The 26,875-nt window shown below is 48.2% G+C and carries 25 protein-coding genes and 1 pseudogene; 4 read left to right on the top strand and 22 right to left on the bottom strand.

The annotated features are described in order from the left end of the window. The 15 genes and pseudogenes from V7Z60_RS03045 to V7Z60_RS02975 form a co-directional block, all read right to left on the bottom strand. Nucleotides 1-305 (bottom strand): annotated as a pseudogene (locus tag V7Z60_RS03045) (serine hydrolase); the annotation flags it as partial. Nucleotides 306-402: 97 nt separating this feature from the next. Then, nucleotides 403-1,578, bottom strand: coding sequence for a sensor histidine kinase (locus V7Z60_RS03040; RefSeq protein WP_334116203.1), 1,176 nt, complete (start codon nt 1,576-1,578; stop codon nt 403-405). A 14-nt stretch (nt 1,579-1,592) separates the two neighbouring features. Further along, on the bottom strand, nt 1,593-2,282 hold the full coding sequence (locus V7Z60_RS03035) for a response regulator transcription factor (RefSeq protein WP_334116202.1): 690 nt from the start codon (nt 2,280-2,282) through the stop codon (nt 1,593-1,595). Nucleotides 2,283-2,404: 122 nt separating this feature from the next. Then, complete coding sequence (locus tag V7Z60_RS03030; RefSeq protein ID WP_334116200.1) at nt 2,405-3,121, bottom strand: SAM-dependent methyltransferase; 717 nt, start codon at nt 3,119-3,121, stop codon at nt 2,405-2,407. After that, the gene (locus tag V7Z60_RS03025; RefSeq protein ID WP_334116199.1) at nt 3,118-3,933 is read right to left on the bottom strand and encodes a glycosyltransferase family 8 protein; all 816 of its coding nucleotides are present in this window, start codon (nt 3,931-3,933) and stop codon (nt 3,118-3,120) included. The genes V7Z60_RS03030 and V7Z60_RS03025 overlap by 4 nt, the downstream gene beginning before the upstream one ends. A gap of 132 nt (nt 3,934-4,065) precedes the next feature. After that, complete coding sequence (locus V7Z60_RS03020) at nt 4,066-4,812, bottom strand: NADPH-dependent oxidoreductase (protein WP_334116198.1); 747 nt, start codon at nt 4,810-4,812, stop codon at nt 4,066-4,068. A 62-nt stretch (nt 4,813-4,874) separates the two neighbouring features. After that, entirely contained in the window at nt 4,875-6,122 is a 1,248-nt protein-coding gene (locus tag V7Z60_RS03015) for a glutamate-5-semialdehyde dehydrogenase (RefSeq protein WP_334116196.1), read from the bottom strand. 10 nt (nt 6,123-6,132) lie between these two features. Beyond that, nucleotides 6,133-6,939, bottom strand: a complete 807-nt coding sequence (gene proB, locus V7Z60_RS03010; protein WP_334116194.1) for a glutamate 5-kinase — start codon at nt 6,937-6,939, stop codon at nt 6,133-6,135. A 56-nt stretch (nt 6,940-6,995) separates the two neighbouring features. After that, the gene (locus tag V7Z60_RS03005; protein ID WP_334116192.1) at nt 6,996-7,841 is read right to left on the bottom strand and encodes an alpha/beta hydrolase; all 846 of its coding nucleotides are present in this window, start codon (nt 7,839-7,841) and stop codon (nt 6,996-6,998) included. Continuing rightward, a complete protein-coding gene (locus tag V7Z60_RS03000) occupies nt 7,831-9,090 on the bottom strand; it encodes a PTS sugar transporter subunit IIC (RefSeq protein ID WP_334116190.1) in 1,260 nt (419 codons plus the stop codon). The genes V7Z60_RS03005 and V7Z60_RS03000 overlap by 11 nt, the downstream gene beginning before the upstream one ends. Nucleotides 9,091-9,393: 303 nt before the next feature. Next, complete coding sequence (locus V7Z60_RS02995; protein ID WP_334116188.1) at nt 9,394-10,350, bottom strand: ABC transporter ATP-binding protein; 957 nt, start codon at nt 10,348-10,350, stop codon at nt 9,394-9,396. A gap of 23 nt (nt 10,351-10,373) precedes the next feature. Then, on the bottom strand, nt 10,374-11,414 hold the full coding sequence (locus V7Z60_RS02990; RefSeq protein WP_334116187.1) for an ABC transporter ATP-binding protein: 1,041 nt from the start codon (nt 11,412-11,414) through the stop codon (nt 10,374-10,376). A gap of 9 nt (nt 11,415-11,423) precedes the next feature. Then, nucleotides 11,424-12,467, bottom strand: coding sequence for an ABC transporter permease (locus V7Z60_RS02985; protein ID WP_334116186.1), 1,044 nt, complete (start codon nt 12,465-12,467; stop codon nt 11,424-11,426). A gap of 3 nt (nt 12,468-12,470) precedes the next feature. Beyond that, entirely contained in the window at nt 12,471-13,400 is a 930-nt protein-coding gene (gene opp3b / locus V7Z60_RS02980; protein WP_003697876.1) for an oligopeptide ABC transporter permease, read from the bottom strand. Nucleotides 13,401-13,544: 144 nt separating this feature from the next. Beyond that, complete coding sequence (locus V7Z60_RS02975; protein ID WP_334116184.1) at nt 13,545-15,176, bottom strand: peptide ABC transporter substrate-binding protein; 1,632 nt, start codon at nt 15,174-15,176, stop codon at nt 13,545-13,547. A gap of 383 nt (nt 15,177-15,559) precedes the next feature. Here V7Z60_RS02975 and hflX point away from each other — a divergent pair, with 383 nt between their 5' ends. Beyond that, the gene (gene hflX / locus V7Z60_RS02970; RefSeq protein WP_334116183.1) at nt 15,560-16,828 is read left to right on the top strand and encodes a GTPase HflX; all 1,269 of its coding nucleotides are present in this window, start codon (nt 15,560-15,562) and stop codon (nt 16,826-16,828) included. Nucleotides 16,829-16,866: 38 nt separating this feature from the next. Here hflX and V7Z60_RS02965 read toward each other — a convergent pair whose 3' ends face one another. From V7Z60_RS02965 to V7Z60_RS02945, 5 genes are all read right to left on the bottom strand, one after another. Next, nucleotides 16,867-17,268 carry a GNAT family N-acetyltransferase gene (locus V7Z60_RS02965; RefSeq protein ID WP_334116182.1) on the bottom strand — a complete coding sequence of 134 codons (402 nt, stop codon included), beginning with the start codon at nt 17,266-17,268 and terminating at the stop codon, nt 16,867-16,869. 296 nt (nt 17,269-17,564) lie between these two features. After that, complete coding sequence (locus tag V7Z60_RS02960; protein WP_334116181.1) at nt 17,565-18,491, bottom strand: DUF6681 family protein; 927 nt, start codon at nt 18,489-18,491, stop codon at nt 17,565-17,567. Between the two features lie 3 nt (nt 18,492-18,494). Next, a complete protein-coding gene (locus V7Z60_RS02955) occupies nt 18,495-18,899 on the bottom strand; it encodes a hypothetical protein (RefSeq protein ID WP_334116180.1) in 405 nt (134 codons plus the stop codon). Nucleotides 18,900-18,975: 76 nt separating this feature from the next. Then, nucleotides 18,976-19,404, bottom strand: a complete 429-nt coding sequence (locus V7Z60_RS02950; RefSeq protein ID WP_334116179.1) for a Fur family transcriptional regulator — start codon at nt 19,402-19,404, stop codon at nt 18,976-18,978. 164 nt (nt 19,405-19,568) lie between these two features. Continuing rightward, nucleotides 19,569-20,138, bottom strand: coding sequence for a guanylate kinase (locus V7Z60_RS02945; protein ID WP_334116177.1), 570 nt, complete (start codon nt 20,136-20,138; stop codon nt 19,569-19,571). A gap of 148 nt (nt 20,139-20,286) precedes the next feature. Here V7Z60_RS02945 and V7Z60_RS02940 point away from each other — a divergent pair, with 148 nt between their 5' ends. Further along, complete coding sequence (locus V7Z60_RS02940) at nt 20,287-20,454, top strand: hypothetical protein (RefSeq protein ID WP_334116175.1); 168 nt, start codon at nt 20,287-20,289, stop codon at nt 20,452-20,454. 313 nt (nt 20,455-20,767) lie between these two features. After that, nucleotides 20,768-21,952 carry a cation:proton antiporter gene (locus tag V7Z60_RS02935; RefSeq protein ID WP_334116173.1) on the top strand — a complete coding sequence of 395 codons (1,185 nt, stop codon included), beginning with the start codon at nt 20,768-20,770 and terminating at the stop codon, nt 21,950-21,952. Between the two features lie 341 nt (nt 21,953-22,293). Here the strand turns inward: V7Z60_RS02935 and V7Z60_RS02930 are convergent, their stop codons facing one another. Then, nucleotides 22,294-23,679: an amino acid permease gene (locus V7Z60_RS02930; RefSeq protein WP_334116171.1), complete on the bottom strand. Its 1,386-nt coding sequence runs from the start codon at nt 23,677-23,679 to the stop codon at nt 22,294-22,296. Nucleotides 23,680-23,854: 175 nt separating this feature from the next. Continuing rightward, entirely contained in the window at nt 23,855-25,489 is a 1,635-nt protein-coding gene (locus V7Z60_RS02925; protein WP_334116169.1) for a peptide ABC transporter substrate-binding protein, read from the bottom strand. Nucleotides 25,490-25,715: 226 nt separating this feature from the next. Between V7Z60_RS02925 and V7Z60_RS02920 the strand changes: the two genes are divergently transcribed. Beyond that, nucleotides 25,716-26,875, top strand: a 1,160-nt coding sequence (locus V7Z60_RS02920) for a CocE/NonD family hydrolase (RefSeq protein ID WP_334116167.1), incomplete at its 3' end; no start/stop codon positions are given.

Raw genomic sequence — 26,875 nt, 5'->3', positions numbered from 1 at the left:
TTCCAGCTCAGCTTGCCTTTTTTGATGGCCTGGAGAACCAGATAGACCGTCATCAACTTGGACATTGATGCAACCGGCAGTGCTTGTTCCGCATTCTTTGCGTAGAGAATCTGCCCTGTCTTGGCATCAACGGCAATTGCAGCCTTGACGTCAAGATTCAAATTCGAATCTGTTTGTTGCGGTAAAGAGTCGGCAGATACTTTTTGAACAGACAGGCCACCGATGCCTGCTGCGGCAGCCGTAGATACGGTTACGCCTGCGATGAGTGCGATCATTGTTTTTTTCAATGATTTGAATAGTTTCATTACTAAGCAGTCCCCTCTAATAAATTCCTATTTAAGAATACCCAAAAAAAACCAAGGATTCAATAGTTTTGCCAACAAAAAAGGACGAATCCGCTTCTCATTCGCCCTTTTTCCCAGCCTTTACCGGTTTTCGCACGACATTCTTGTGTTCCGTTGGAAAATGCATCACAAAACTGGTCAGTTCAGCATTTGATTCAACGTAAATATAGCCGTTGTGGCGTTCAACGATGCTCTGCACGATTGCAAGCCCTAGTCCTGATCCGCCCGTCTCACGAGATCGTGAACTCTCGGCACGATAAAATCTGTCAAACAGTTGCGGAACCGCGCTTTCGGGAATGGGTTCGCCGTCATTTTCGATTTTAACGACGACTTCTTCAGAAGACAGCGACTTTACCGAAAGATAGACGTGCCTGCCGCCGATGCCGTATTTGAAGGCATTCGAAATCAGATTGTTGAAGACCCTGGCCAGCTTCTCGCCGTCTGCTTCCATGAACACCGGCTCATCCGGAACATTGACTTCGACTTCCATCCCTTTTTTGCTTCCTTCAAGCTCATAGCTTGCTCCAATCTGTTCAAGCATTGCACCCAGATCGATTTTCACGATGCTTAACGGTAAATCGGGCTGCCTGACTTTGGTATATTCAAACAGATCATCAACCAGTGACTTCATCTGCCTTGACTTCAAAAAAGCCGTGTGAGTGTACTTTTTCAGCTCTTCTTCGCTGCCGTACTGATTGTCTTCAATCAAGCCGAGATATCCGATAATCGAAGTCAGCGGCGTTCTGATGTCATGACTGACGTTTGTGATCAATTCGTCTTTTGAGCGTTCAATTCTCCGCTCTTCTTCCATCGCATTGATTGTACTGTCAACCAGGGCATTGACGCTTTCAACGACGCGCTGCATCTGACCGTCAAGGGTAAATTTGATTCGATGCGAAAAATGTCCGGAAGCAATATAGTGCAATTCCGAAATAACGTGACGCAGCTGCATCTGACGATAGCGCCGCATCAGTCGCCAGTAGACGACAAAGGCATCCGCTAAAAGCATCAGGCCGGTGAAAACCCAACCCCAGGACCACAGTCTGATGGCATGCGGTCCGAGCGAAAGCGACAGTTTAATCTGAAAAATTCCGGCTGCAAGGCCCGGATTGCGGGCGATTTCCTGATTGGCAATCACAAAAATCGACATATTGAGCAGCAGCAGCAGGATAACCGTGGCAACGCCTTCGCCGAACAGCTCGCTTTTTTCACGCGTCGTGAGTTTAAACTGCACTAACCATCACCCCATTAATGTGATTCAATCTTATAGCCAACGCCCCAAACGGTCTGAATAACCTTTTCGCCGCCGGTTGATTCTTCAATCTTGTCTCTCAGATGACTTACGTGAACCATGACCGTCTTGGCTGAAACGACCGACTCCTGCTGCCAGACTCGTTCAAAGATTTCGTCAGCGGAAAACACCCTGTTCGGATGGCTTGCAAGCAGATACAGTATGCCAAATTCCAAAGCCGTCAATTGAATTGACTTGCCGGTGACGGTTTCAACCTCATGCGAATCCTTCTTGATAATCAACGGTCCGACTTCGATTTGATCCGGTTCGTTATTCCTGACGTCATGCTGGCTGCGGCGAAGCAGGGACTTGACGCGTGCCATGACCTCAAGCGGATTGAAGGGCTTTGTCACATAGTCGTCCGCACCCTGAATCAAGCCTTGAATCTTGTCCAGGTCATCGGTCTTGGCCGAAAGCATCAGTACCGGAATCTGACTGTCCTTTCTGACTTCTCTGACGACTGCAAGGCCATCCATCTGAGGCATCATGATGTCAAGAATCATCAGGCCGATGTCAGGATTCGTATTGAGTTTCGTAATGGCCTCTTTTCCGTTATAGGCGCGTTCCACTTCGTAGCCTTCGTTTTTGACGTAAATACTGAGCAATTCAACAATATCCTTATCATCATCAACAATCAGAATTTTCATATAGTTAACTCCTTCTGGGTATGTACCTTGCGTAATATATACCTATATGATACCAAATTTCGCAACGTCAATACGTAAAGAAACATCTAAAAAAAGACGGTTTATTTAAGAAATCTCAAGAATCATCCAATCAGATAGACCTTGTCGTCGATAAAGTCAAAGCATTCGTGCCGTCGATTCAAATCTTCCGGCTCTTCCAGCCGGCACTCATCCCAGAACTTTCTGGAATTCGTCGCCCCGTTTCTTTCACCAATCACGATGAACTCTCCCGGCCACTGGATCTTTCTGAGCTTTTGCAGCACTTCCCAGTCATCTTCTGACGTATCAGGGGCCCATTCCATGATGATGACGTCCATGTCAGCCGCATATTTTCCAACCGCGGACACTGCATCGATGTTTTCGACCTCTGTCCAGGGATCGGGACGCGTAACGTCCTGTCTTGACCAGTCAAAGCTGTCCGTTGCCGTCACGTTCGCCAGACTGGCTGCCAGCACTGCATTTCCCGACATTAACTGAAGCGTTTTTCTTCCATTTAAATGCAGAGCCAGGTCATCAACCCAGTCTTCCGAAAAAATATGCCAGATTCCAAAGTTCTCAATCACCGTCTGACGCAAATCATTCAGTCTGCTGTCAAGTTCCAGCAGATTGGCGCAGTCAAGCAGATGATCCATGATGAACTCTTCGCAAAAACCAAGTCTTGGCAGAGGATGCGCGGGCAGTTTGTGCTCACTGTATGCTTCAAGCGTCCTTTCAACGGCTGCCACCTGCACGAGCACTTCTTCCTGTGAAGAACCCCTTGACAGACGTTCAAGCTCCTTCAGATATTCCTGCCATCTCATAATACGATGTCCATCGCCTTTTTAAAATAATGCTTGTAAAGTCCCGCAAAACGTCCGATGTAATCTTCATCCCACGGCTTGTCCCTTCCGCAGAAATGAAGCACGACGGTATTTTTCACAACCCAGTCAAGGCTCCACTCGCCCATGCTGACTGCCTCGTAAATCGGATTCTTTCTGACGTCATAATTATAAAGCTCATCTTCAACCTTCTTGATCTTCTGCCCGTAAAGTCCGTTCAGGACATCCTGATCGGGCAATAACAGATTAAGCTTGTTTTTCCTGACATATTCGGCGATCCTTTCAGGGTCGACGACTCGTCTGATTTCTTCAAGGTTCATCAAAAGCACTCCGGAATTGAAGTAGCTCTCGCCGCTTTCCGTCCCGAGCCGCACGCTGTTGATCACGTTCTTGACATTGGTCAGGCCTGAATGACTTGCCGCTGCGTAGAGATTGCCTTCAAAATCAAGTTCATAAAGCGGACTCAGGTCATTGATGCACAGAACATCGGCATCAAGATACAGGATGCGCCTGATGTCCTCTGGCAAATACCTGTGCGCAAGCAATCGGTAATAAATCGTTTCCGGATACCTGTCCGTCACCGGGAAATCAGAGAAATCCTCATCCCCGATAATCACTGCATGATACCCGGCCCCGGTCCTTGAAGCAAACTTCTCGATTTCCTTCGTTTTCTGAAGCTTCTTTTTCTGCAGAACGTAAAAATCGAGCTGAGCCGGCGTATTTTCCAAAATTGAGTAAACGGCTGTCAACATCTGGTCAACGAAGCCGTCGTTAACGGCAAAGAGCAGGTTCATGGCAAAATCCTCCTTAACTTTTCTGTTTCCATTATAACAAATTTCAGAGACAGGGTCGTTTCCCGGCATTCTTGTTCTGAATTTGAAGAGGCAATAAAAAATCCGCACCATCACGGTACGGATCTGACTGTCCTATTTCCAGCAAAGCCCCTGCTCATGCAGCACTTCAAGAATCTGGCTGCGATGCGTCTCGCGGTTGTCGAGTTTGGCAGACCCGACCTGGTTTGTAAATGAATCAATTCGCTTATTGGTGTCGCGAAGATCATAGTAGGTCTGAACGACTTCATCATACGAAGCCAGATTCCTGATCGAAAAATCAGTTGGATATTCATTTTCAAATGAGATGAACTCAAGCGGCAGACGCGGCTTGAGCTGAGGTTCCTGATCAGGGACGCCGACCTGGACGCCTAAAACGGGATAGGTCATTTTCGGCAGGTTCAGAATTTTAACCAGTTCTTTCGGCTCATTATTGATGCTTCCCAAGATAACGGCGCCAAGCCCCATGCTTTCAGCCGCATTGACGAAATTCTGCACGGCCAGAACTGTATCTTCAACTGCCTGCAGGAAGATATCGGTCCCGTGAAGCGCGCCTTCGTCTTTTCCGAGCTGGCGCCGGATTTCGCTGTTGCGGTACAGGTCGGCAATGAAAATAAACAGGTCCCCGTTTGCACCGACATATTTCTGCCCCGTAATCTCACGGATTCTTGTGCGTTTCTCATCATCCGTCACGTGCAGCATCGAGAACTGCTGCAAAAACATGCTTGTCGACGTGTGGCGCGCCACTTCCTCCAGGGTCTTCTTCTGCTCACCAGTGAGCGACTGGTCTTTGAAAGCCCGTATCGTCCGATGGTTCAATTGCGTTTTAATCGTTTCGTTCATGATGATTCCTCCGTTACTTATTTTAAATGCAGTGCCTTTTCCCGCATGAATGCATTTGAATGCTATTCTCTGATTTGACCGTCGCCGCGAATCACGTATTTGATCGTGGTCAGCTCGTTTAATCCCATCGGTCCTCTTGCGTGAAGTTTTTGCGTCGCAATGCCGATTTCTGCTCCAAAACCGAATTCGAACCCATCGGTAAAGCGCGTCGAAGCATTGACGTAGACGCAGGCGGAATCGATTTCGTTCAGGAAGCGCTGACTCGCACGGTAGTTTTCAGTAATGATTGCTTCAGAATGATGCGTGCTGTGCCGATTGATGTGCAGAATTGCCTCATCCAAAGAATCAACAACACCGATTGTCAGAATATAATCGTTATATTCGGTATCCCAGTCCTCAGCTGTTGCGGGCCTGCAGCGGCTGCCAAGAATCGCGCATGCCCGTTCGTCACCGCGAAGTTCGACGTTTCGTTCCTCAAGCGCCTGTGCCACGCGCGGCAGGAATTTCTCTGCAACTGCCTCATGAACCAGGAGCTTTTCAGCCGCATTGCAGACTGAAGGGCGCTGACATTTGGCGTTGACGACGATTTTTTCCGCCATGTCAAATTCGGCATCCCTGTCAACATAAAGATGACAGTTGCCGGCTCCGGTTTCAATCACCGGCACCTTGGCGGTGTTGACGACGGCCTTGATCAGGCGTGCCGAACCGCGCGGAATCAAAACGTCAAGATAATCCGTCAGCTGCATGAACTGACTGGCGACCTCATGCGAGGTTTCCTGAATGATCTGTACGGCATTTTCGTCAAGTCCTGATGAGGAAACCGCAGACCGCAGGATTTCGCAAAGCTTGACGTTTGTCCTCAATGCTTCCTTTCCTCCGCGAAGAATCACGGCGTTCCCTGACTTGAAGCAGAGTCCGGCCGCATCGGCCGTCACGTTTGGACGAGCCTCATAAATCATGCCGACGACGCCGAGCGGAACGCGCCTTCTGGCAATCTGCAGGCCGGCATGATTGACCCAGGCCGCATCCTCGTTCCCAATCGGATCAGGCAGGGATGCAACCTGGCGCAGGCCTTCCGCCATCCCCAGGATGCGGTCATGATTAAGCGTCAGACGATCCGTGAAGTTTTTCGGCATCTTTGATGCATTCTCCAGATCAAGCCTGTTTTGTGTCAAAATCTCTTCTTCTTTTTCAATCAGGGCATCCGCCATCCTGTTCAACACTGCATTTTTCAGGGAAGTCGGCGTCTGTGCCAGCTCAAAAGCGGCCTGCCTGGCCTTTTTCCCCATCTCTTCCAAAGAAATTACCATAATTTTCACCTCATTTTTTTCTGAAAAGAGTTCCGACCTTTTCACCGTTCATGATTCTGAAAATAATCGACGGATTTTCACCGTTCGCAAGAACCATCATGCGGTCATGCTTCAAAATGCGCTTTGCCGCCTTGAGCTTGGTCGTCATTCCGCCCGTTCCAAATTTGGTTCCCTTGCCGCCGGCCTGTTCGATAACCTTGGAATCAATACTGCTGATTTCATCAATCAATTTGGCATCCTTGAAATGGCGCGGATTTTTGTTGAAGAATCCGTCAATGTCGGACAGCATGATCAGAAGGTCCGCATCAACGATGTCGGCTACGATGGCTGAAAGCTGATCGTTGTCGCCGAATTTCGTATGATGGTCGAGCTCGTCGACTGCAATCGTGTCATTTTCGTTGATAATCGGAATGATGCCCCATTCAAGCAGCGTGTCAAGCGTATTGAAAACGTTCTGGCGACTCTTAGGATAGTCAAGAACGTCATGCGTCAGCAGCACCTGGCTGATTTTCTGCCCGTACGTCGTAAAACGCTGCTGGTAAATCGTCATCAGTTCGCACTGCCCCATTGATGCCAGGGCCTGCTGTTCCGGAATCTTCCCGGGTCGGGCATCCAACCCCATCTGTCCCATTCCGACGCCGATTGCCCCTGATGAAACAAGGACGACCTGCCTGCCTTCATTGACAAGGCCGCTCAACGAAAAACTGAGCTGATCGATTGCCTGCAGATTAATCCTGCCATTGGGATGAATCAACGTGCTGGTCCCGACCTTGACAACGATTCGTCTTGCACCGTCAAGTTGGCGCTTGCTGCTCATAACGACTACCTTCTTTCTTGCTTTTTGCCATGCTCTAACTATACCATTAATTTTTCCTATCTACTAGCACCAGGTTGGCGCTGTCTGTCATCAAGCACGTATTTTTGAATCAAGTCAACGATCTGTCTGTTTTCCGGAAGATCCGAATGACCGGCTTCGTTGCCGGTTACAGTTATTTGCGTGAATGACTTGACTTTTCCCTGAAAAATATATTTGCCGGCCTCAACGCTTTTTTCGGGAACCAAGCCGTCCGAAGTGTAGGTTTCGGTTCCGGCAACCGAATATACGGTCAGATCGTCAGGGAGGCGGTAACTGTATTTGATGAAATCAGACAGCATCTGCGACTTCTTCTTCATCGACTGTTCCGAAAAATTGTAGGGAGACCCAATCGTCATCAGTTTTTTAAAGCTGACGTCGTAATTTTTTGAATAATTTTCGAGAAAACAGGTCCAGACCAGCCCGCCGTTTGAATGTCCGATACATTTGCAGTTATTGAACTCATAGCGTTCATATAATTGCGCAAAACATTCATTGAACATCCGGGCCTGCTTTTTGATGTTCGAGTACCCGTCGCGATTGTTCTCAAATCCGACCACGATGATTGGTTCGTTGTCCCTTGCAGAAATCTTGCCTTTAAACTTTATCCTGCCGTTGTTCATGACTTTAATCTTAAGCAGTCCATGCTTTTTGGGCTGATCGGAATTAAGCTGTGCGACCATTCCGTCAAATCTGTTTTCCGTTGCCGAGCTTCCGGGAATCATGATCACCGGCGACAGCTGTGAATTGTAACGCCGGGCCATCTGTTCCGAGCTTTTTCTGGTATACCGATACGTCGGAATTGCCAGGAGAATCGTCAAAATTAAAATCAAGCCTGAAAAAAAGATTGCGCCCTTATTTTTCATCAACCTGTCCTCCCTTGAGTCGATTCATCAATTCTCCTGCATGCTCTGCATTTTTCACAAAGAAACCATAGATGAAAGCATCCATCATGACCAACGCAAGCGAAACGAAAAAGGCCGCAAACGAACCGTTCGTGGCAATCAGCGCGCGCAAGACCGGCGGCGTGCCACCCCAGACCGGGTAGACTGACGGAAGCAGGATTCCAAGCTTATAAAATGCAGAGACGACGACCATGTTCAGTTGCGGAACAAAAACATACGGTATCAAAAACAGCGGATTGAGCAAGACCGGCGTCCCGATATTTAATGCCGAATCGTAGCCGAAAAAGACCGGAATCAGACACCACCAGCAAAGAAGCCGCCTGTTCCTTCTCCTTGAAGCAAACATCAAGGCCAGCAGGAGCCCCAGTCCGGCAAGCTGAGCATAGGTAAAATATGTCGAATAAGCCGTCAGCTTGTACGGCACGCCGGAAAGACTGCCATGATGAGCCAGGGCATAGTTCAAGTTCTTCGTTGCCGAAGTTTCGTCAAAGAAACTGTTGCTGGTATAAGGTCCGAAAAGTCCGCACCATGTTCCGACGCTCGTCAGAAGTCCGAGCCAGAGAATCGACGGAAAGCTGCTCGTTGCCACTTTCATTTCCTGTGAAATCCCGTTCCTGAACAGAAAGCTGCCGGCAAGATTCAGGATTATCGCAAAAGAAAGCGATAAAAACAGCGGCAGAAGCATTCGAAACGAACCCGGAAGCTGCTGATCGGCCCCTTCTCTTCCTTCGACTTTGCTCCAGAATTCTCCGCTCAGTTCAAACAGCTTGCCCACAACGTACCCGAACATAATGCCGGCCAGGATTCCCTGCACACCAAGCAGACGATAGGCAAACACGAACCCGTGAGACTGCCCCGCCTGTTGAAAACACAATGCAAGATATGCTATGAATCCGGTTGTCGCAGCCGTCTTGTAATTTTGACGCAGAAACTGCGCCGTATATCCGGCCGCATAATGAGCCGCCAGAAGTCCGCTCAATCCGCCGGTCATCGCATAGATTCCATTGAACAGGCTGTTGAATCTCTGGCTCAGTTCCATTCCGAAAATTCCGCTCAGAAAACTGTCCGGGGCAAGCAGCGCCACCGTTGCAACCTTTGCGAAACTGCCGATCAAAACGAATGGAAAAACCGACAGAAGCGCTGCCCGCGCCGTCTTGAAAAAACTCATTTCCCTGATTCTTGCAATCCCAAAAATGACTTGCCTTTGCATAGTATTTTCCTCCGACTGAATGATAACTTAATTATACGCTTTTTTGTCAAGGTGTGGAGCCTAGCGCTTATGACCCCGTACGCAAGCTTTGGACGACCGAAGGCGAACTTGTCTCGGTTAGGGAGTCCTTGCTCGCGCACGAGCCCGTAATTGGGAGCTGAAATTTACGGGCAAATCTCAAAAATCAGCCTTTTGCCCGTAATCTCGTCTTGGCGAACTGATTGAGCAGGCGATGCGCAGCACTGGATTTTGAAAAAACGCAGACAAAAAAGAAGCCGGGAAAAATCCCAGCTTCCTTTTCCTCTATTGTTGTTCGTACTTGGCAGCACGTTCCTTATACATTTCAACTTGATCTTCGCGGCAACGAACGAAGTGGCCGGGCGTGATTTCACGCAGCTTGGCCGGCTTGCCTTCGACATCCTGTTCGATCGATGCATCGTACAGAAGCTGCTTGCGGTTGCGTTCAAATTCAGGGTCCGGAACCGGAACGGCGGAAATCAAACTTGCCGTATAATCATGAAGCGGCTTCGTATAAACGTCATCCGCAGGCCCTACTTCAAGCAGGCGACCGAAGTGCATGACGCCGATTCGATCCGAAATATACTTGACCATTGACAGATCGTGCGCAATGAAAAGATACGTCAGGCCTTTTTGTTCCTGCAATTCCTTAAGCAGGTTGACAACTTGGGCCTGAATGGAAACGTCCAAAGCGGAAATCGGTTCGTCGGCAATGATGAAGCGCGGTTCAACGGCCAAGGCACGTGCAATGCCGATACGCTGACGCTGACCGCCTGAGAATTCATGCGGATAACGGCTGGCATGATCCTTGTTCAAGCCGACCGTTTCCAGCAATTCCTCAACTTTGGCACGACGTTCTTCCTTTGTCTTGACCAAGCCGTGAATATCCAGACCTTCTGCAATGATGTCTTCAACCGTCATACGCGGATTGAGGGAAGCGTAGGGATCCTGGAAAATCATCTGCATGTCACGGCAGAATTTAAGATGGTCTTCTTTTGAATTAAGTTTGCTTACGTCTTTTCCGTCAAAGATAATCTGACCGTCAGTCGGATTATAGAGATGAATGATGCTTCGGCCGGTAGTTGTCTTACCTGAACCGGATTCGCCAACAAGTCCGAAAGTTTCGCCTTCGTAGATGTCAAATGTAACATCATCGACAGCTTTGACCATATCTGCCTTGCCGACTCCGAAGTATTGTTTCAAGTGCTTGACTTCGAGAAGTTTCTTTTTTTGTTCTGGCATACGGTTTTCTTCCTTCCTTGTAACTATTTAGCAGCTGCTTGCATTTCCTGCCAGATTTTCTGGCGGCGCAGGATTTCGTCAGGTGGCGTAATCTTTGGCGCATCCTTGTGCAAGAGCCATGTTGCTGCATAGTGCGTATCAGAAACCTTGAAGAATGGCGGCTGTTTTTCAGCATCAATCTTCATGGCATACGGATTACGAGCTGCAAACGGATCGCCCTTAGGCGGATCAAGCAGGTCGGGAGGAGTGCCCGGGATTGCTTCAAGCTTTGTACTTGAAAGTGTCGGCATTGAGTTCAGCAAGCCCCATGTATATGGATGCTTTGGATTGTAGAAGATTTCATCAACCGTTCCGTATTCGATGATTTGACCGGCGTACATAACGGCCACGCGGTCAGCCATCCCTGCAACAACACCCAGGTCATGGGTGATGAAGATAATGGATGTTTCAATCTTTTGTTGAAGTTCCTTCATCAAATTCAGAATTTGAGCCTGAATCGTAACGTCCAGGGCAGTTGTAGGTTCATCAGCAATCAGGATTTCCGGGTAGCAAACGAGCGCAATCGCAATCACGATACGCTGACGCTGGCCGCCTGAGAATTGGTGAGGATAATCGTTGATACGTTCTTCTGCATTTGCAATCCCGACCAGCTTCAAAATCTCAAGAGCCTGTGCCCAGGCCTTCTTCTTATCGACATTTTTGTGAATCATCAGCGGTTCGGCAATCTGGCGCCCGATTTTCATCGTCGGATCCAATGATGTCATCGGATCCTGGAAGATCATCGCAATGTCCTTGCCGCGAATTCCCTGCATTTCCTTTTCGGTCTTCTTCAGCAAATCTTCGCCGCGATACATGATTGAGCCGCCGACAACTTCAGCGTTGTTGGCAAGAAGCCCCATCAGACTCTTCGTCGTAACGGACTTGCCTGAGCCGGATTCACCAACGATGGCGAGCGTTTCACCCTTGTCAAGGTGGAAGCTGACATCACGAATAGCCTTTACATCGCCAGCATAGGTGTGGAAATTAATTTCAAGGTTCTTTACGTCTAAAATTCTTTCGCCCATCTTAATTACCTACCTTCTTGTCTTTGGATCAAATGCATCGCGAAGCCCGTCGCCCAAAAGGTTAAAGGAGATCATCAATACACAGAGAACGATTGCCGGATACCACATCTGGTATGGCAGGAACTGGAAGTTCTTCTGACCATCGTTGAGCAATACCCCAAGAGACGTTTCAGGAGCGGAAATACCGATACCGATGAAACTCAGGAAAGCTTCGAAGAAGATGGCACTCGGAATCGTGTACATCGTCTGAATGATGATGATGCTTGAAAGGTTCGGAACCAGATGCTTCATCGCAATCTTGACCGGAGATTCGCCTAACGTTCTTGCGGCCAGAACATATTCCTGGCTCTTCAGCTGGAGCGTTTCCGCTCGAATCATCCGGGCCATGGTCGTCCAGCTTGAAATGGCAATGGCCAGGATAATCGACGTCATGCCCGGTTTGAAGACAAGCAGCATCAACACGACAATGACAAGACTCGGAATCGACGAGATGATTTCAATGATACGCTGCATGACATTATCCACCATCCCGCCTTTCCAGCCTGAGACAATGCCATACGAGACCCCGATTGTAAGGTCAAAGAACGTTGCGACCAAAGCAACAATCAACGAGATTTTTGTACCATAGATGATACGTTGTGCAAGCGAGTGACCAAGGTAGTCGGTTCCCAGAACAAAGTATGTTCCCTTGGGAATATTGTTTGCCTTGTACTGGTCAACCCAGACTCCGCCCTGCTTGAGCTTGCCGTTGAACCCGTTGATGTCCACGCCGGGAATCTTGGCTGGCAGGTTGGCATACTTAGGTGCGGACTTGACCAAAGTATCATGATTAATGAACGGTGTCGAACCGAAAGCCACGACAATCATTACGATAATGACAAAAAGCGAAATGACGGCACCTTTGTTTTTCTTGAGACGACGCCATGCATCCTGTGTGAAAGTTAAGGATGGGGCCGCAATTTTTTCAGCATCAAGCTCTTCTTCCTTTGGCAAAGCTTGAAAATCTTCCGGAGAAACCTTTGCTTCCGGATCTAACTTCAAATTTTCTTCCATAGCTTAATCCTCATTTCCAGCAAGACGAATACGCGGGTCGATGATTCCGTAGATGATGTCGGTCAACAGAATAACTGCCACCAGGCCTGCGGAGAAGAGCATCGTAACACCCATGATCGTTGGATAGTCGTTTGTTGTGATTGACTTGACGAATTGTTCACCGATACCAGGAATCGAGAAGATGTTTTCGATAACCATGGAACCGGTCATCAGTGAAACAGTATATGGTCCGATCAAGGTAATGAGCGGAATCAAACTGTTGCGAAGCGCATGATGATAGACAATCTGAAACTTGCTCAAGCCCTTGGCACGCGCAAGCTCAATATAATCAGAATTCAAAACGTCGACCATGCCGGTTCGAATGAAACGGGCGGTTTCAGCCAACGGACCCACGCCAAGCGCAATCGTCGGCAGAATCGTGTATGAGAACCCGCCCCAGTCGGCAATCGGCAGGATGCCGAGTTTCAAGGCAATATAATATTGCAGGAGCACGGCTAAAACGAAGTTCGGAACGGACTTGCCGATAATTGACAGAACGGTGACCAGCGTATCAACCCACGTGTTGCGGTTGATGGCAGCAATAGAGCCCAGAATGATTCCGAAGAACACGCCGAAAATCATTGCCTGAATACCAAGTTGTGCAGAAGCACCGATACGAGTTGCAATCAGGTATGATACCGGTTGGTTGCTGAATTGGAAGGAAGTCCCCATGTCTCCGTGGAGCATCCCGCCGAGATACATCAGATATTGCATCCAAACAGGTTTGTCCAGGCCATATTGCTGGTTCATGATCTGAATCTGTTCAGGTGTCATTTTTTCTTGGTTAGAATATGGCGTCCCCGGCATCAGCTTCATCAGAAAGAACGTGATGGTTGCTACCAAGAACAATGTGAGTGCCATATAGAAAACCCTTTTTGCCAGGTATTTTTTCATAACAAATCCTCTCACAATCTTTGTTTTAAGAAACGTCAAAATCCCGTATTACAGGCATCTGCGCATTTCCCTTTAAAATAAACCAATTGGGGAAAGCGAAATTCTTTCCCCAACAACAGTTATTTAAATGATAAATCTATCGAATTAGTTGCCTGAAATGTAAGCATTCTTAAAGTTGTAATTTGCACCTGCAGAGTTGTAAATTACGCCCTTGACCTTCGGCTTAACCATCCAGGCCGTTGCCTGTTGATACAAAGGAGAAATCCCTTGTTCCTGGATAAGGATCTTTTCAGCATTTACCAAATCGTCCCAACGCTTGCCGGCATTGCCAGCATCGGTTGTCTTGGATGCTTCAATCAGCTTATCGTATTGGGCATTCTTCCATTTACCTGCGTTATAGGAGTTGTCTGACGTGAACATGTCAAGGAATGAAATCGGATCTGCGAAGTCGGCACCCCATGCTGAGATTACGACGTCGAACTGACCCTGGTTCGTACGGTTCAGGCGTGTCTTGAAAGGAACGTTGGCACATTCGACCTTGGCACCCTTCAAGTTTGATTCAATCGCACTTTGAATGAATTCAGTCGTCTTCTTTGCACCGTCCGTGTCATCGCTCAGAAGTCCGAACGAAAGGCTGTCCTTGCCGATTTCCTTCAGGCCTTCAGCCCAGAGCTTCTTGGCCTTGGCAACATTAACGGTTACGCCGTCCTTGACGTAGGCTGCATCAGCAAAGTCCTTGCCGTTGCGTGTGGCAAGTCCGGTTGACACGAGACCCTTGGCAGGAATCGAGCCGTTGCCGAGAACCTTGTTTACGAATTCCTTGCGGTCAACGACCATGGAGATGGCCTGACGGATCTTCTTGTTCTGGAATTCAGGCTTCGTCTGGTTGTACTGGAAGTAGAACGCGGAAGCTGCCTGACGGACCGTGTAGCCTGACTGTCCCTTAAGCTGCTTGGCCTGTTCGGCGCTGAGGCTTACAGCGTCGAGCTTGCCTGACTGGTACAGGTTGTAGGCCGTCGAGTTTGACTTGTTGACCTTGTAGTTGATTGCGTCAAGCTTGACGTTCTTCTTGTCCCAGTAGTTCTTGTTCTTCTTCAGAGTCCAGGAGAGGTTCGTGCCCGTCCACTTCGTCATTTCGAAGGGACCGTTGTAGCACATGTACTTGGCAGCCGTGCCGTACTTGGAACCGTACTTTTCAACGGTCTTCTGGTTCTGCGGGAAGAATGTGCCGAAGCCCATCAGAAGCTTGAAGTAAGGAATCTGCTTGTCAAGCGTGACAACCAGCTTGTACTTGCCTTCTGCCTTGATGCCGAGCTCTGATGGCTGTTTCTTGCCGTTCATGATGTCGTCAGCGTTCTTGATTCCCTCGAACAGATATGCATACTGTGAGTTCGTCTTCGGATTGACTGTACGACGCCATGAATAAACGAAGTCGCTGGCAGTGACTTCATCGCCGTTCGACCACTTTGCACCCTTGCGCAGAGTGAACGTGTATTTCAGACCGTTGGATGAAACATTCGTCTTCGTAGCAAGACCAGGTTCAATCTTCGAGTCCTTGCCCAGACGGTAGAGACCCTCCATCGAGTTGTTCAGCATGTCAAAGCTGACAACGTCGGTAGCCTTGGAAAGGTCCATTGTGGGAAGTTCTGCGGATTCGTTCCAGTTGAGAACCTGCTTTGAAGCAGCGTCATCCGATGACTTGGAACCGCAGGCGCCAAGCGTCAAGGCACACAAGGCAGCAACAGAGCCTGCAGCTGCAACTTTTGCTAATTTCATATCTTAACAACTCCTTAATAATGTCAGATAATTTCAAAATGTCTTTTTACAGTTGATTAAATTTTATATGATAACCGTATTAAATTCAAGTGCCAAATCTAATTTTCCAATATATTTTTGTTCAAAAATATGCTTAATCGTTGCCATGACGGGCTTTTTAAAAAAATTAACAAATTTATCGTCTTTTGCCGAAATATCAAGACTGCGGCCCTTAAGCAAATCTAAGAATTCTTAAAAAACAGCTTTAATGAGTAATCTTTCCAAAAACTCAAAGAAGCGTTTACAGTCTGTGTTTTTCTAAGAATTAAGAGCATTATTCTTAACGCTGCAATACCGCAATGCTATAATAAAGACAATTTTACGATAAGAAAGCGAGGGATTAGATGACACCTGTAATAATCTGCGGCGCCGACTTGAATCAGCCGGACTTCGACTACACAATGCAGGAACTTGCAAACCTTGCAGAAGCCTGCAACATGGAGGTCAGGGACACGGTCATTCAAAAACTTGAGCGGCCGGTTTCAGCATCATACGTCGGACGCGGAAAAGCAGAGGAAATTAAAACCCGTGGAAAGATTCATGACGCAGGAATCCTGATCGTCAATGACGAACTCACGCCCATGCAGATCAGAAATCTCGGTGACCTGACCGGCATGAAAATCATCGATCGAACCGCACTGATCCTTGAAATATTTGCATCAAGAGCACGCTCAAGGGAAGCCAGGCTTCAGGTTCAGATTGCCCAGCTGCGGATCAGCCTGCCAAGGCTTCACACAGACAACGAAAACGTCAAACTTGATCAGCAGACAGGTGGCGGCGGCGGTTCATTCAACAGCCGCGGCGGCGGTGAAACCAAGCTCGAAAAAGACAGGCGCGTCATCGGAAAGCGCATCAGCATTCTGAAAAAGGAACTGAAGGACATCGAGGAAAGGCAAAACGTCACGCGTAAGAAGCGCGACGCCAGCGGTTTGAGATCGGTCGCTCTCGTCGGATATACGAATGCCGGCAAGTCGACGACCATGAACGGTCTTCTCAAGGCCTGCGGAAAGGACACCGATAAGCAGGTTCTTGAAAAGGACATGCTTTTTGCCACACTGGACACTTCGGTTCGCAGGCTGCATTTCAAGGACAACAGGGACTTCCTGATCAGCGACACCGTCGGCTTCGTCTCGCACCTGCCGCACCAGCTCGTCCAGGCGTTCAAATCGACCCTTTCAGAAGCCGCCAGGGCTGACCTGCTCGTTCAGGTCATCGACGTTTCAGATCCGAACTATCGCGAAATGATCAAAACGACGGAAACGACGCTCAGGGAAATCGGCGTTGAAAGCATCCCGATGATCTACGCCTTTAACAAAGCCGACCTGACCGAAGCACCGTATCCCGAAATTCTCGGAAATCAAATCACGTATTCGGCCAAGGATCCTGCCTCAATCGGAAAACTTGTCGAACTCATCAGGGAAAACATCTTCAAGGACGACCGCATCGTTACGTTCAAGATTCCGTTTTCCGAAGGCCGGTACCTTGATGAACTGAACGTCAATGGCACCGTTTTGGAAACGAATTATGAAGAAGACGGCACCGTCGTTTCCGCAAACGTCTCGCCGGAACTTCACAGCAGGCTCAGCCGTTTCGAAATTCATCAGCCAAATTAAAAATGCAGAGTTGACACGCCATGTCAGCTCTGCATTTTTCAGTCTCTTCGATCAATTTCGTAAGTGTTCTTGCTTTCTTCCCTGAAATTCAAATAGCGGAAGAACTTGCCGATCCGCTCGTCGTCGTCCCTGGCCGTCACGATGATCTGGCCGACCGATCCGAAATAGTTCAGCAGATGGTGCATCAGGCTCTTCCCTACGCGCCTGCCCTGATAATCAGATGCGACGAGCAGATCCTGGACGTAAACGACAGTTGCGTAGTCGCTTAAGGCCCGGACAAGCCCGATCAGCTTCTTGTCCTCGTACGCAGCAATCACATAAGATTTCTTCATTCCCTTGCGAAGATTGTCAATATTGTTCACGTCGGCAGTCCAGCCAACGGACTTGTAAAGCTCAATCAGTTCGTTCTTGTTAATCTTTGGATTCACCACCAGCTCCATGAAACCAACTCCCCCTCCAAATTTGCTTTATATTAAAAAAAGATTATAAAATAGACAATTACATTATATTTTATATATCGCGATATTTCAAGCATTTTTCTAAATATCGTCCAGTTTTATAAAAAAAACTTAAGAGACTATAACTTCTATAATTAGATTGAATCCCCCGACAGAATTATCGGCTTCACCGTTTTGTCACACGTTTCCTGTCAAATGCAGTGCACCTGTCCACATCAGAACAAAAAGGCATGCAGGACTCTGCATTTCACAAAATCCTGCATGCCTTAAGACATCCGTCAGTGATTCCACTTGTCTTTTCTGCTCAAATGATGCGGCACTTCTGAAACGGTCATGGTTTCCGAAGTTTTTTCCGCTTCTTTTCCTTTTTTCTTTTCCGTGAGTTCCTTTTCAGGATCACGATATGCAATTTGAACGTCAATCTCAAAATCGGCATCCTTTTCCAGCATGCTGGAACGTCCGGCAACCTTGTAAGGTCCCTTGGTCAAACATGCCGTTGCAACGGAAAGCCTGTAGCGTCTGGCAGCTTCTCTGGCACTCAAGAGACCAATCGTTTTGACTTCGCCAAGCGGCTTTGCCTCCATCTGATTGGTGCCGCCGTAAATGAACATGCGGCCGGCACGTTCAACCAGTTCGAAGTACGGCAATGCGACCGGCTCGACCAAAGCCTGAAAACTCGTTGCGGAACCCTCCCTGACGACTGCCAGCATGTCGTCTTCTTCCATGCCGCCGTAGTTCAGATCAAGGTATCCGACATTCGCCAGATCCTTGACCAGCGCCTGGATGTTTGCCTTTTGCTCGGCATTTGTCGTGACAACGGACGGGAGAAACTCCTCATCCTTGAAAATGCCGTTCGTCTGAACATAGCCCGGCGCCTGATTCCTGCGTTTCTCGTATTCCGCCAGATGGTCTTTGGCCTTGATTCCGAGAAGCTGCTCGATTTTTGGCGTAATGTCGTACTTTGAAGACTTGTCTTTCGTAAAATAATAGAGAATGTTCAAATAAGCGAAGTAGGCCAGGACGAGAAATGCCAGAATGTAAAGAAAACCGCGCAGATAAAAGCCGTTCGCAAAGAAACGGTAGGCAACATATAATAGATAGAAGTTGCCCAAAGTTCCCAAGGCCGTGTAAACCTGACTCTTCAGCTTGGCGTTCATGCTGAAGTAGCCGATGTAGCTGTTGATCATTCCAAGAATACTGAACATCTTTTATTCCCCTCCTTCACCGTCTTGGTTGTCTGCTTCAGACGAGCTTGACGAAGAAGAGCTCGAGCTGCTGCTTGATGAAGACGAGGAGCTTGAGCTTTCCTTTTCCGTCGTTGAACTTGAGCTTTCCTGGTTTGAAGTCGTGCTTTCCTGCGTCGTGCTCTCGGCAGAGCTCTGCTGTTCTGACGAAGAAGAACTCTCATCCCTCCGTTCCGGTTCAGGTCTGCTTTCCGATGACTGCGGGACGCTTTCGACGCTGGTGGAAGATGAACTTGAAATCGTTGAGACGCGCGCACGTCCTTCTGACGTATGCGTAACCTCGTTGACTGCCACGTTTGTTGCGCCGAGCGCCAGCACGATTGACATGATTGCAAACGGCGTCAACAACGGCGGTGTTCGTTTTGCCATTTTGTTACCCTCATTTCTAGTTTGTTTCCATTTACCTATCCTACTACAATTCCGCACTAATCGAACTTAAAGTTTATTAAAAATTGCGTTCCGTCCTGGCGCACTCGGGACACAGCCCCGTCAACTCGAAGCGATGATCCTCGATCACGCAGCCCGGCAGTTGCCTTTGGAAATCGAGCGGACATATCTTGATTTCCTGCACGCGTCCGCATCTGCGGCAGACAAAGTGGTGGTGGTGCATCTGATTGAAGTCGCATTGATATTTCACACAGGTTCCGCTGGTGCGGCTTTTGGTTTCAAGAATGCCGATCTCAGCAAATTCGCGGATATTGCGGTAAACCGTATCATGACTGATTCCAGGGAACAGTTCACGCATATGATCGTCGATTTTCGTCACGTTGACGTAATTTTCGCGAAATCCACTCAAGTATTCCAGCATGGTCCTTCTTTGCTTCGTAATTTTGTAATTGTGACTTTTAAGCAGTTGAAGAGCTTGATCGATCATGCTTTTTCCTCCATTTTGATGACATCCGGCGGTGTTCTGCCGTTTTAAACTAAATCGTAATTATTACCAGTTATTATAATCCATCCGATTGGACAAGTAAATCAACTTGCTCAAAATTTCCGCACCGAAGCAGATAACTCAACAGCTTGCCCGAACCGCCAGAATCAACGCACTGCCTCGATTCCAATCATTTGCAGAAGAGCACGGATTCTTTCCTTGGTTTCTTCCCAGTCGTCATTTTCGATGACGTGCACATGCTCAGCAAGTTCTGCGGGCAGGTTCCTGTCGCGTCTTGCCTCCTGAGACGCAAGCCTGCGCCGGATCTTGTCTTCATCATCACCGCGCTGCTCCATGCGTTCTCTCTGGACTTTTTCATCGATTACGCAAAGATAGACAACCTCCGTTCTTTCAGGCATCCGTTCAAGGTACGTTTCTGCTCCCTTCGTATCAAGAACGATTACTGCGGCCGGAGCCTTCTGCCATGCTCGTTCCAGGCCTTCACAGGATGAACCGTACAGATTGCCGTCATATTCAACGTATTCCAGATAGTGATTCCTGAAAAACGTCTCACGCGTTTCAAACCAGTAGTCGATTCCGTCACGCTCACCTTTCCTTTTCGGCCTGGTCGTATGCGTCAGGACCGGTTCAATTGCAAAATTTTCCGTCAGATATCTGCGGACGGTCGTCTTGCCGCTGCCCGGAGCACCGCACAGGACAATTACTTTATTTTCCATGTTTTTCCCTCCAGATATGTCAGTAAGCATATTGCTTGCACAAAAGGCGCTTCCATAGTATACTTATTTCATTAGGTTGTAAACGAATTCATATTTTTTGATTCACTGCTTCCTGATATAATTTTACTATGAAATGGAGGGCAAAGTTATGAAGTTTGGTCAATTTTCAAAAACCAACTATTCAATTTCCTTAGACACGCAAAGTCAACTCTTTATTGCCCGCTCAAATGATAACCCTGAATTTGAAGCATCCGGCATTACTATTCAAGATGCACTCTCCGCACTGTCTAAAATCGATAAGAACATCAAATTCTAACAACCTTTGAAACAGGAGGATTTTTCCCGGACTTTCCGGGAAGGATCCTCTTTTTTGTTGCAAAATGCAGAGCCTGACGTTCCATGGCCGTTCAAAAGCAGCCGTGCTGATTCACAGGACTGAAAAATTCCGGGTCAGACAACGCACATTCTTGAGTCATCAGGAGTGCACGGGATTCCAAGACCCTTTTCATCCTCTGATTCTCTTCCACAATATCTTGCTAAAAAGATCACAATTTGGGTATAATGACCATATATAATTTATTTTATAGTTGGTCGTTTTTTGAATTCTGGCAGGAAGGAAGAATGAATCTATGTCATATTTAGGGACACTCAGTCTCGTTTTAATCACCACAGCACTGGCCGGCCACTTCAGCCGCAGAATCGGCATGCCGGCCGTCATCGGCGAACTGCTCGTCGGCATCGTACTGGGGCCTGCCGTCCTGGGCTGGGTTACCAATAATTCCTTCGTTCATACCTTCTCTGAAATTGGCGTGATCATCCTGATGTTCATCGCCGGACTTGAAAGTGATCTGGAACTGCTCAAAAAATATTTGAAACCTGCATTTTCCGTTGCGGTCTGCGGCGTCATTGTTCCCGTCGGCCTGGTGTTCCTGTTCGGGAAGCTCTTTTCCTTTTCAAATGAACAGGCCATCTTCCTGGGCGTGACGTTTGCTGCAACTTCAGTCTCAATTTCAGTTGAGGTTCTAAAGGAACTGCATTTCCTCGACTCCAAGGAAGGCACCACCATTCTTGGAGCTGCCGTCATCGATGATATTCTGGCCGTCTTGATCCTGAGCGTGCTCGTCAGCATTTTCAGCGACGTTGCGGCAAAATCGGGCGGGCACGTCCAGTCGAACATCGGACTCTCGCTGGTACTTCAGGCACTGTATTTTGCAGGAATCTATCTGCTGTTCAAATACATTGCCCCGTTCCTCATGGGCATCGCGGAAAAACTCTCGATTCCGTCTTCGGTGGTTCTGATGTCGGTCTTCATCTGCATGGGCATGTCCTATCTTGCAGAAGAAGTCGGCCTGAGCAACGTTGTCGGCGCATTCTTTGCCGGCGTTGCGGTTGCACAGACGCCCTGCAAAAAGGAAATCGACTCGAACATCGAACCAATCGGGTATGCGGTGTTCATCCCGATGTTCTTCGTCAGCATCGGACTCAACATGACGTTTGACGGATTCTTCAAGGATTTGATCTTCATTATCCCGCTGACGATTCTGGCATTGCTGACCAAGTGGATCGGCTGCGGTTTCGGTGCGAAGATCCTCGGCATGAGCATGCGTTCCGCAGACATCATCGGCGCCGGAATGGTTTCAAGAGGCGAAATGGCTCTGATCATCGCCCAGGTCGGCTATGAGGCAAAATTGCTTTCAAGCGACTTCTACTCCGGCGTGATCATCGTCATCATCCTGACCACGGTGATCGCTCCGTTCATGCTGAAGCATTCAGTCATGGCACAGAAGAAGGCTCTTAAGGAAAAGGAAGCTTAGTCAAAAAAACAAGCCCAAAAAGTGCTCTGCGTTTACAGGACGCGGGGCACTTTTTTTGACTGATTTTATCCAATTTTGAGACATGAAAACCTGCTTTTTTGCGAAATGCAGTGCTGCGCATCGCCTGCTCAATCAGGTCCCAAAGGCAGGATTACGGGCAAAATGCCGGTTTTTGGGATTTGAACGTAAATTCCAGTCTTCGATGAATAATTATCCCGCATATACAAAGTCCCGGATGATTTGCAATTAACTGCAAATCATCCGGGACTTTTGTTAGAGACATAGTTTTTTCCCAGCCTGTTTTACTTAAGGCAGAGTTTCTCAGCCTCTTCATTTCATCATCAAGCCAGCTTGCTGTGCCTGATGCCATATCCGAAGTAGATGATCATTCCGATTGCAAACCAGATGCCGGATGCAATCCATGTTTCGGCGGAAAGCTGCAAAAGCATCACGACGCAAAGAACTGCGGACAGAATCGGAAGCACTGGATAAAACGGAACCTTGAAGCCGTCGTTTTGCAGATCCTGACGCCTGCGAAGCGGAATGATGCCGAGCGAAACGAACATGAATGCCAGAAGTGTGCCGATGTTGACCAGGTTGGTCAGCTGATCCAGCGAAACGAACCCACCCATCAAGGCAATGATGATCGTTACCGTGACCATGCTGTGTTCCGGCGTCTTGGTCTTCTCGTTGATCTGGCCGAGAAACTTCGGCAGCAGTCCGTCACGACCGATGGAATAGATCAGCCGCGACGAACTGAAAATCATCGAAACCATCATCGTGAACATCCCTGCCAGGGCACCGACGGAAAGAATGCCGGCAAACCAGTTCTGGTTGACGGCATGCAGCGCAAAGGCAACGGGATCCGCCACGTCAAGCTTCTTATAGGAAACCATCCCCGTCAAAACAACCGAAACGAGCATGTAAAGCACGGTGCAGACCATCAGCGTGCCGATGATGCCACGCGGCATGTTGCGCGACGGATTCTTGACCTCGGCGGCCGATGCGGCAACGGCATCAAAGCCAAGATATGCGAAAAAGACCTGGGCAGCTCCGGCCATTACGCCGCCAAAGCCAAACGGCATGAACGGATGCCAGTTTGACGGCTTGACGTAAAAGCATCCGACTGCAATAAAGGCAATGATGATTGTAACCTTGACAAACACCATGATGCTGTTGACTGTCATTGAGGTTCTGACGCCTCGAGACAAGATCAGGGAAATAAACAAGACAATCAGAATCGCAATCAAGTTGACGTAGGTCCCCTTTGAGGGATCAAACGGACCGCTGATTGCCTTTGGCAGATTGATTCCGAATCCTTCGAGCAATGATTTCATGTATGCGGCAAAGCCGGTGGATGTCGCCGCAACGGCAAGCATATATTCCAGAATCAGGGCCCATCCCAGAAACCAGCCGACAATTTCGCCGAAAACGACGTTACCGAAGGAGTAGGCAGAACCTGCAACCGGCAGCGCAGAAGAAAATTCGGCATAGCACATGGCTGCAAGAGAACAGACAACTGCCGCAATGACAAATGACAGAATGATTGCAGGACCGCTGTGCATGGCGGCAACCGTTCCGGGAAGAATGAAAATCCCCGTCCCGATTACAATGCCGATTCCCATTGTAATCAAATCAAACGCTCCAAGCTGCTTGGAGAACTTCCTGTCCGAATCAAGGTAGCGTGCCAGGCTCTCTTTTCTAAAAATTCTCTCTTTAAAATTCATAAAAGGGCCTCCTGATAAAAAAATATTTCATCTACAAATAATACTTAATTCAGAATTAGATGTCAATTAGAAATTTTTGGGATGTATGCCTTTCCACACTCCTTAAACCCTTGCTATGTCAACGTTTAAAAATGAGAAAAATTTTCTTGCCCCATCTAATAATTGCAGGAAATGACTATTTTTGAACCCAGCAGTTTCTTAGAATATAGTTTGTGCTGTAGGGAACGAATACGAGTCCGTGAAGCCTTGGATTGAGCAGATATCCGTTTTCCTGCTGACAGACCGGTGCCACGAAGGCATCCTTTTCAACCAGGTCCCTTTCAGCCGCAATCACGCACTTTCTTCTCCTGCTGAATTCGTTTGCATCCGTAATCATGGCTTTTTCAAGATTGTTCCAGTAGTCCGGATTGTCGTAGTCCCTTTCGAGATGTTCGATTCCGCCGTTGACGGCAAAGGCCATCGGATCGACATATCTCGGCTGCCAGGTCCGGTAGTACATGTCGTAATCATAATCGATCACCTGCGTCAATTTGTCATTGACGGGAACCGAATTGAGTCTGACATTCAATCCGGGCAGAGTCGCTTCAAGATTCTTCTTGATGATTTTGGCGATTTTCAAGCAATCACGACTGTCGTTTATCGTCAAGGACAATTCAACCTGATTTTTCCCGATTTCATTTTTTGCCTGTTCCCACTCGCTTCTGGACTTTGCCTTGTTCAAATCAACAATCCTGCCGGCATCTTCCCTGTAGTCCACGTCATTTTCAGGATTGTATGAATAACCGGCCGGAATGATGCCGTAAAGCGGCCGGCCATGAAATCCCTTTGTTGCAGCAATTTTCCTGCGGTCGATTGCATAGGTCACCGCCCGCCTGAAATGGACGTTTCCCGTCACCTGCCGTTTCGGATTGAAGCAGATTGCTGAAATCTCCGGTATCATCTGATGATGAAAGCCGCTTTTTGAAGCAAGCTTCCTGTCATAAAAGCAGCCGATGCGGGCGTAGTCATATCTACCGCTGAAGAAATTCCTCTGTGCTTCTTCCTTGTCCTTGTCAACGACGTAGGACAGGTGGCTGAGCCTGACGTCCTTTTTGCCCCAATAGTTCTCATTTCTGACCAGTTCCCATTTCCGGCTGCCTGATTTTAATCCCCTGACAGTGAACGGACCGTTATATACAGTGCTTTCGGATGTCTTTCCGTAGTCATTGCCGTACTTTTCCGCAACTGCCTGATTCTGCGGATATGTTGCTGGAATGGCCAGGATTTCCTTATAGTAAGGTACGTCTGCTCTGAGTTCGACTCTCAGGGTATGGTCATCAAGCGCCTGTGCACCAAGACTTGCCAAGTCCCTCTTTCCTTCATGAACCTCCTCTGAATTCTTCAGAATCAGAAGATTCGTCCAGTTGGACGTGACATTTTCAGGAGAAAGCAGCTTTCTCCAGGCATAGACATAATCCTGAGCCACCACCGGATCACCGTTTGACCACCTGGCATCCTTTCTCAATTCGTAAATGTGAACCCTTCCACCGTTTTCCGTCTTCTCGTTCTTCGCTCCTGCGAGTACCAGATGACCTTTTTCGTCATAGCGGTACAATCCCTCAAAAACGTTCTGATTGGTCACAAGACTGTTTGAATCAAGACTTCTGGTGGTGTCAAGCGTCTTTACTCTGTCCTGAATCCTCATGACGACCTCTTTTCTGACAGGTTTCTGCTTTTCATGCGACCTTTTTGTCTGCTTGCCTGAACATCCGACTGACAAGATGCTGATGATAAGACTTATGGTAATTACAAAGATTTTACGTACCTTCATAAAACATCCTCCTGTCCTTAAAGCGCTTTCCCTATTCGCTGCACTAATACACCTGTAATTTTAGACTAATTTTCCTTAGAATTCAATCAAATCGAAAAAACATTTCATCGCTCTCAGTCCGCATTCCAGACTGTCAGAACAAGCATCCTGTCATCACAATTTTCCGCGCGCAAAACAGGTCAATGAGTTATAATTGAGTTAAATTATCTTAATTTTGGAGGCCATCATGAAAATCAATCAATTCGCACATGCCCCGGCAGCTTTTGAAACAAAACTTGAAGAACTGTCCAGACTGCGCTTCATCAAAGCTGACGCACAGACTGAAGATCTGAACTCACTATGGGAGAATCTGCTTCTGAAATGCTTCCCGCAGGCTAAGTTACCGGCTCAAAAGCGCGAGAAACTGGCTTTTCTGGCAGCTACCGCAACAAAATCCGTCCCGGAATTCATCGAAGAAAAGACGGTCAATTTAACCGTCTTCTACGCCGTTGCCATGCAGCTTCTGCAGTTTGAGCCCGATACTGAATTTGACCTCGCAAATCCGCTCAAATCCATGGATGAGCTTGGCGTTTTTCACGCTGAAAAGCTTGAGGATTCAGCCGATCTGATCAGTGCCTTCTATGATCTTCTGGCAACTCACGGCAAGAACGGCCAGACGCTGCTCGATCACCTTGGAAACCTCGGCTTCTTCCTTGACTTCTACGACCTGCCCGCATCAGAAAAGCCCGTCTTCTTCAACGGCAAGGCCCAGCCCGTCTTCGACACGACCAGACTGATCCGCGAAGTCGTCTACGTCGAATCCGACCTCGACACGGATCATGACGGCAAAGCCGATCTGCTCAAGGCAGAAATCATCCGCCCGAAAGACACGGAAGAAGGCCTCAAGGTTCCCGCACTTTACACTGCCAGTCCTTATAATCAGGGAACAAACGATGCCACGGTCGAATCCATGACGCATGACGTCAACGTCAAGCTGACGCGCAAGACTCCCGATTCCCTGACCTATGACGATGTCAAATGCACGGCTGAACCAAAGGCGGAGATTGAAAAGCAAGCCGTCAATGGAACGGCTGAACATGCCAGCGAGACTTTTCCGCGCGAATTCTCATATACACTGAATGACTACATGCTGGCACGCGGATTTGCCGCCGTCTATGCAGCCGGCATCGGCACGATGGACTCCGACGGTTTCAGAACGTGCGGCTCAAAAGAAGAAACCGAATCAACGACCGCAGTCATCGAATGGCTGGCCGGCAACAGGCGGGCCTTCACCGACAGGACGAGCGGAATTGAAATCAAGGCATGGTGGTGCAACAGGCACGTCGCAATGACAGGCAAGTCCTACCTCGGAACGCTCGCCACCGCTGCTGCAACCACCGGCGTCGA

Source organism: Ligilactobacillus sp. (genome assembly GCF_036846325.1).
Lineage (GTDB): Bacteria > Bacillota > Bacilli > Lactobacillales > Lactobacillaceae > Ligilactobacillus.
Note: the sequence above shows the minus strand (reverse complement) of the source record. Positions and strands in the feature narration are given on the sequence as shown.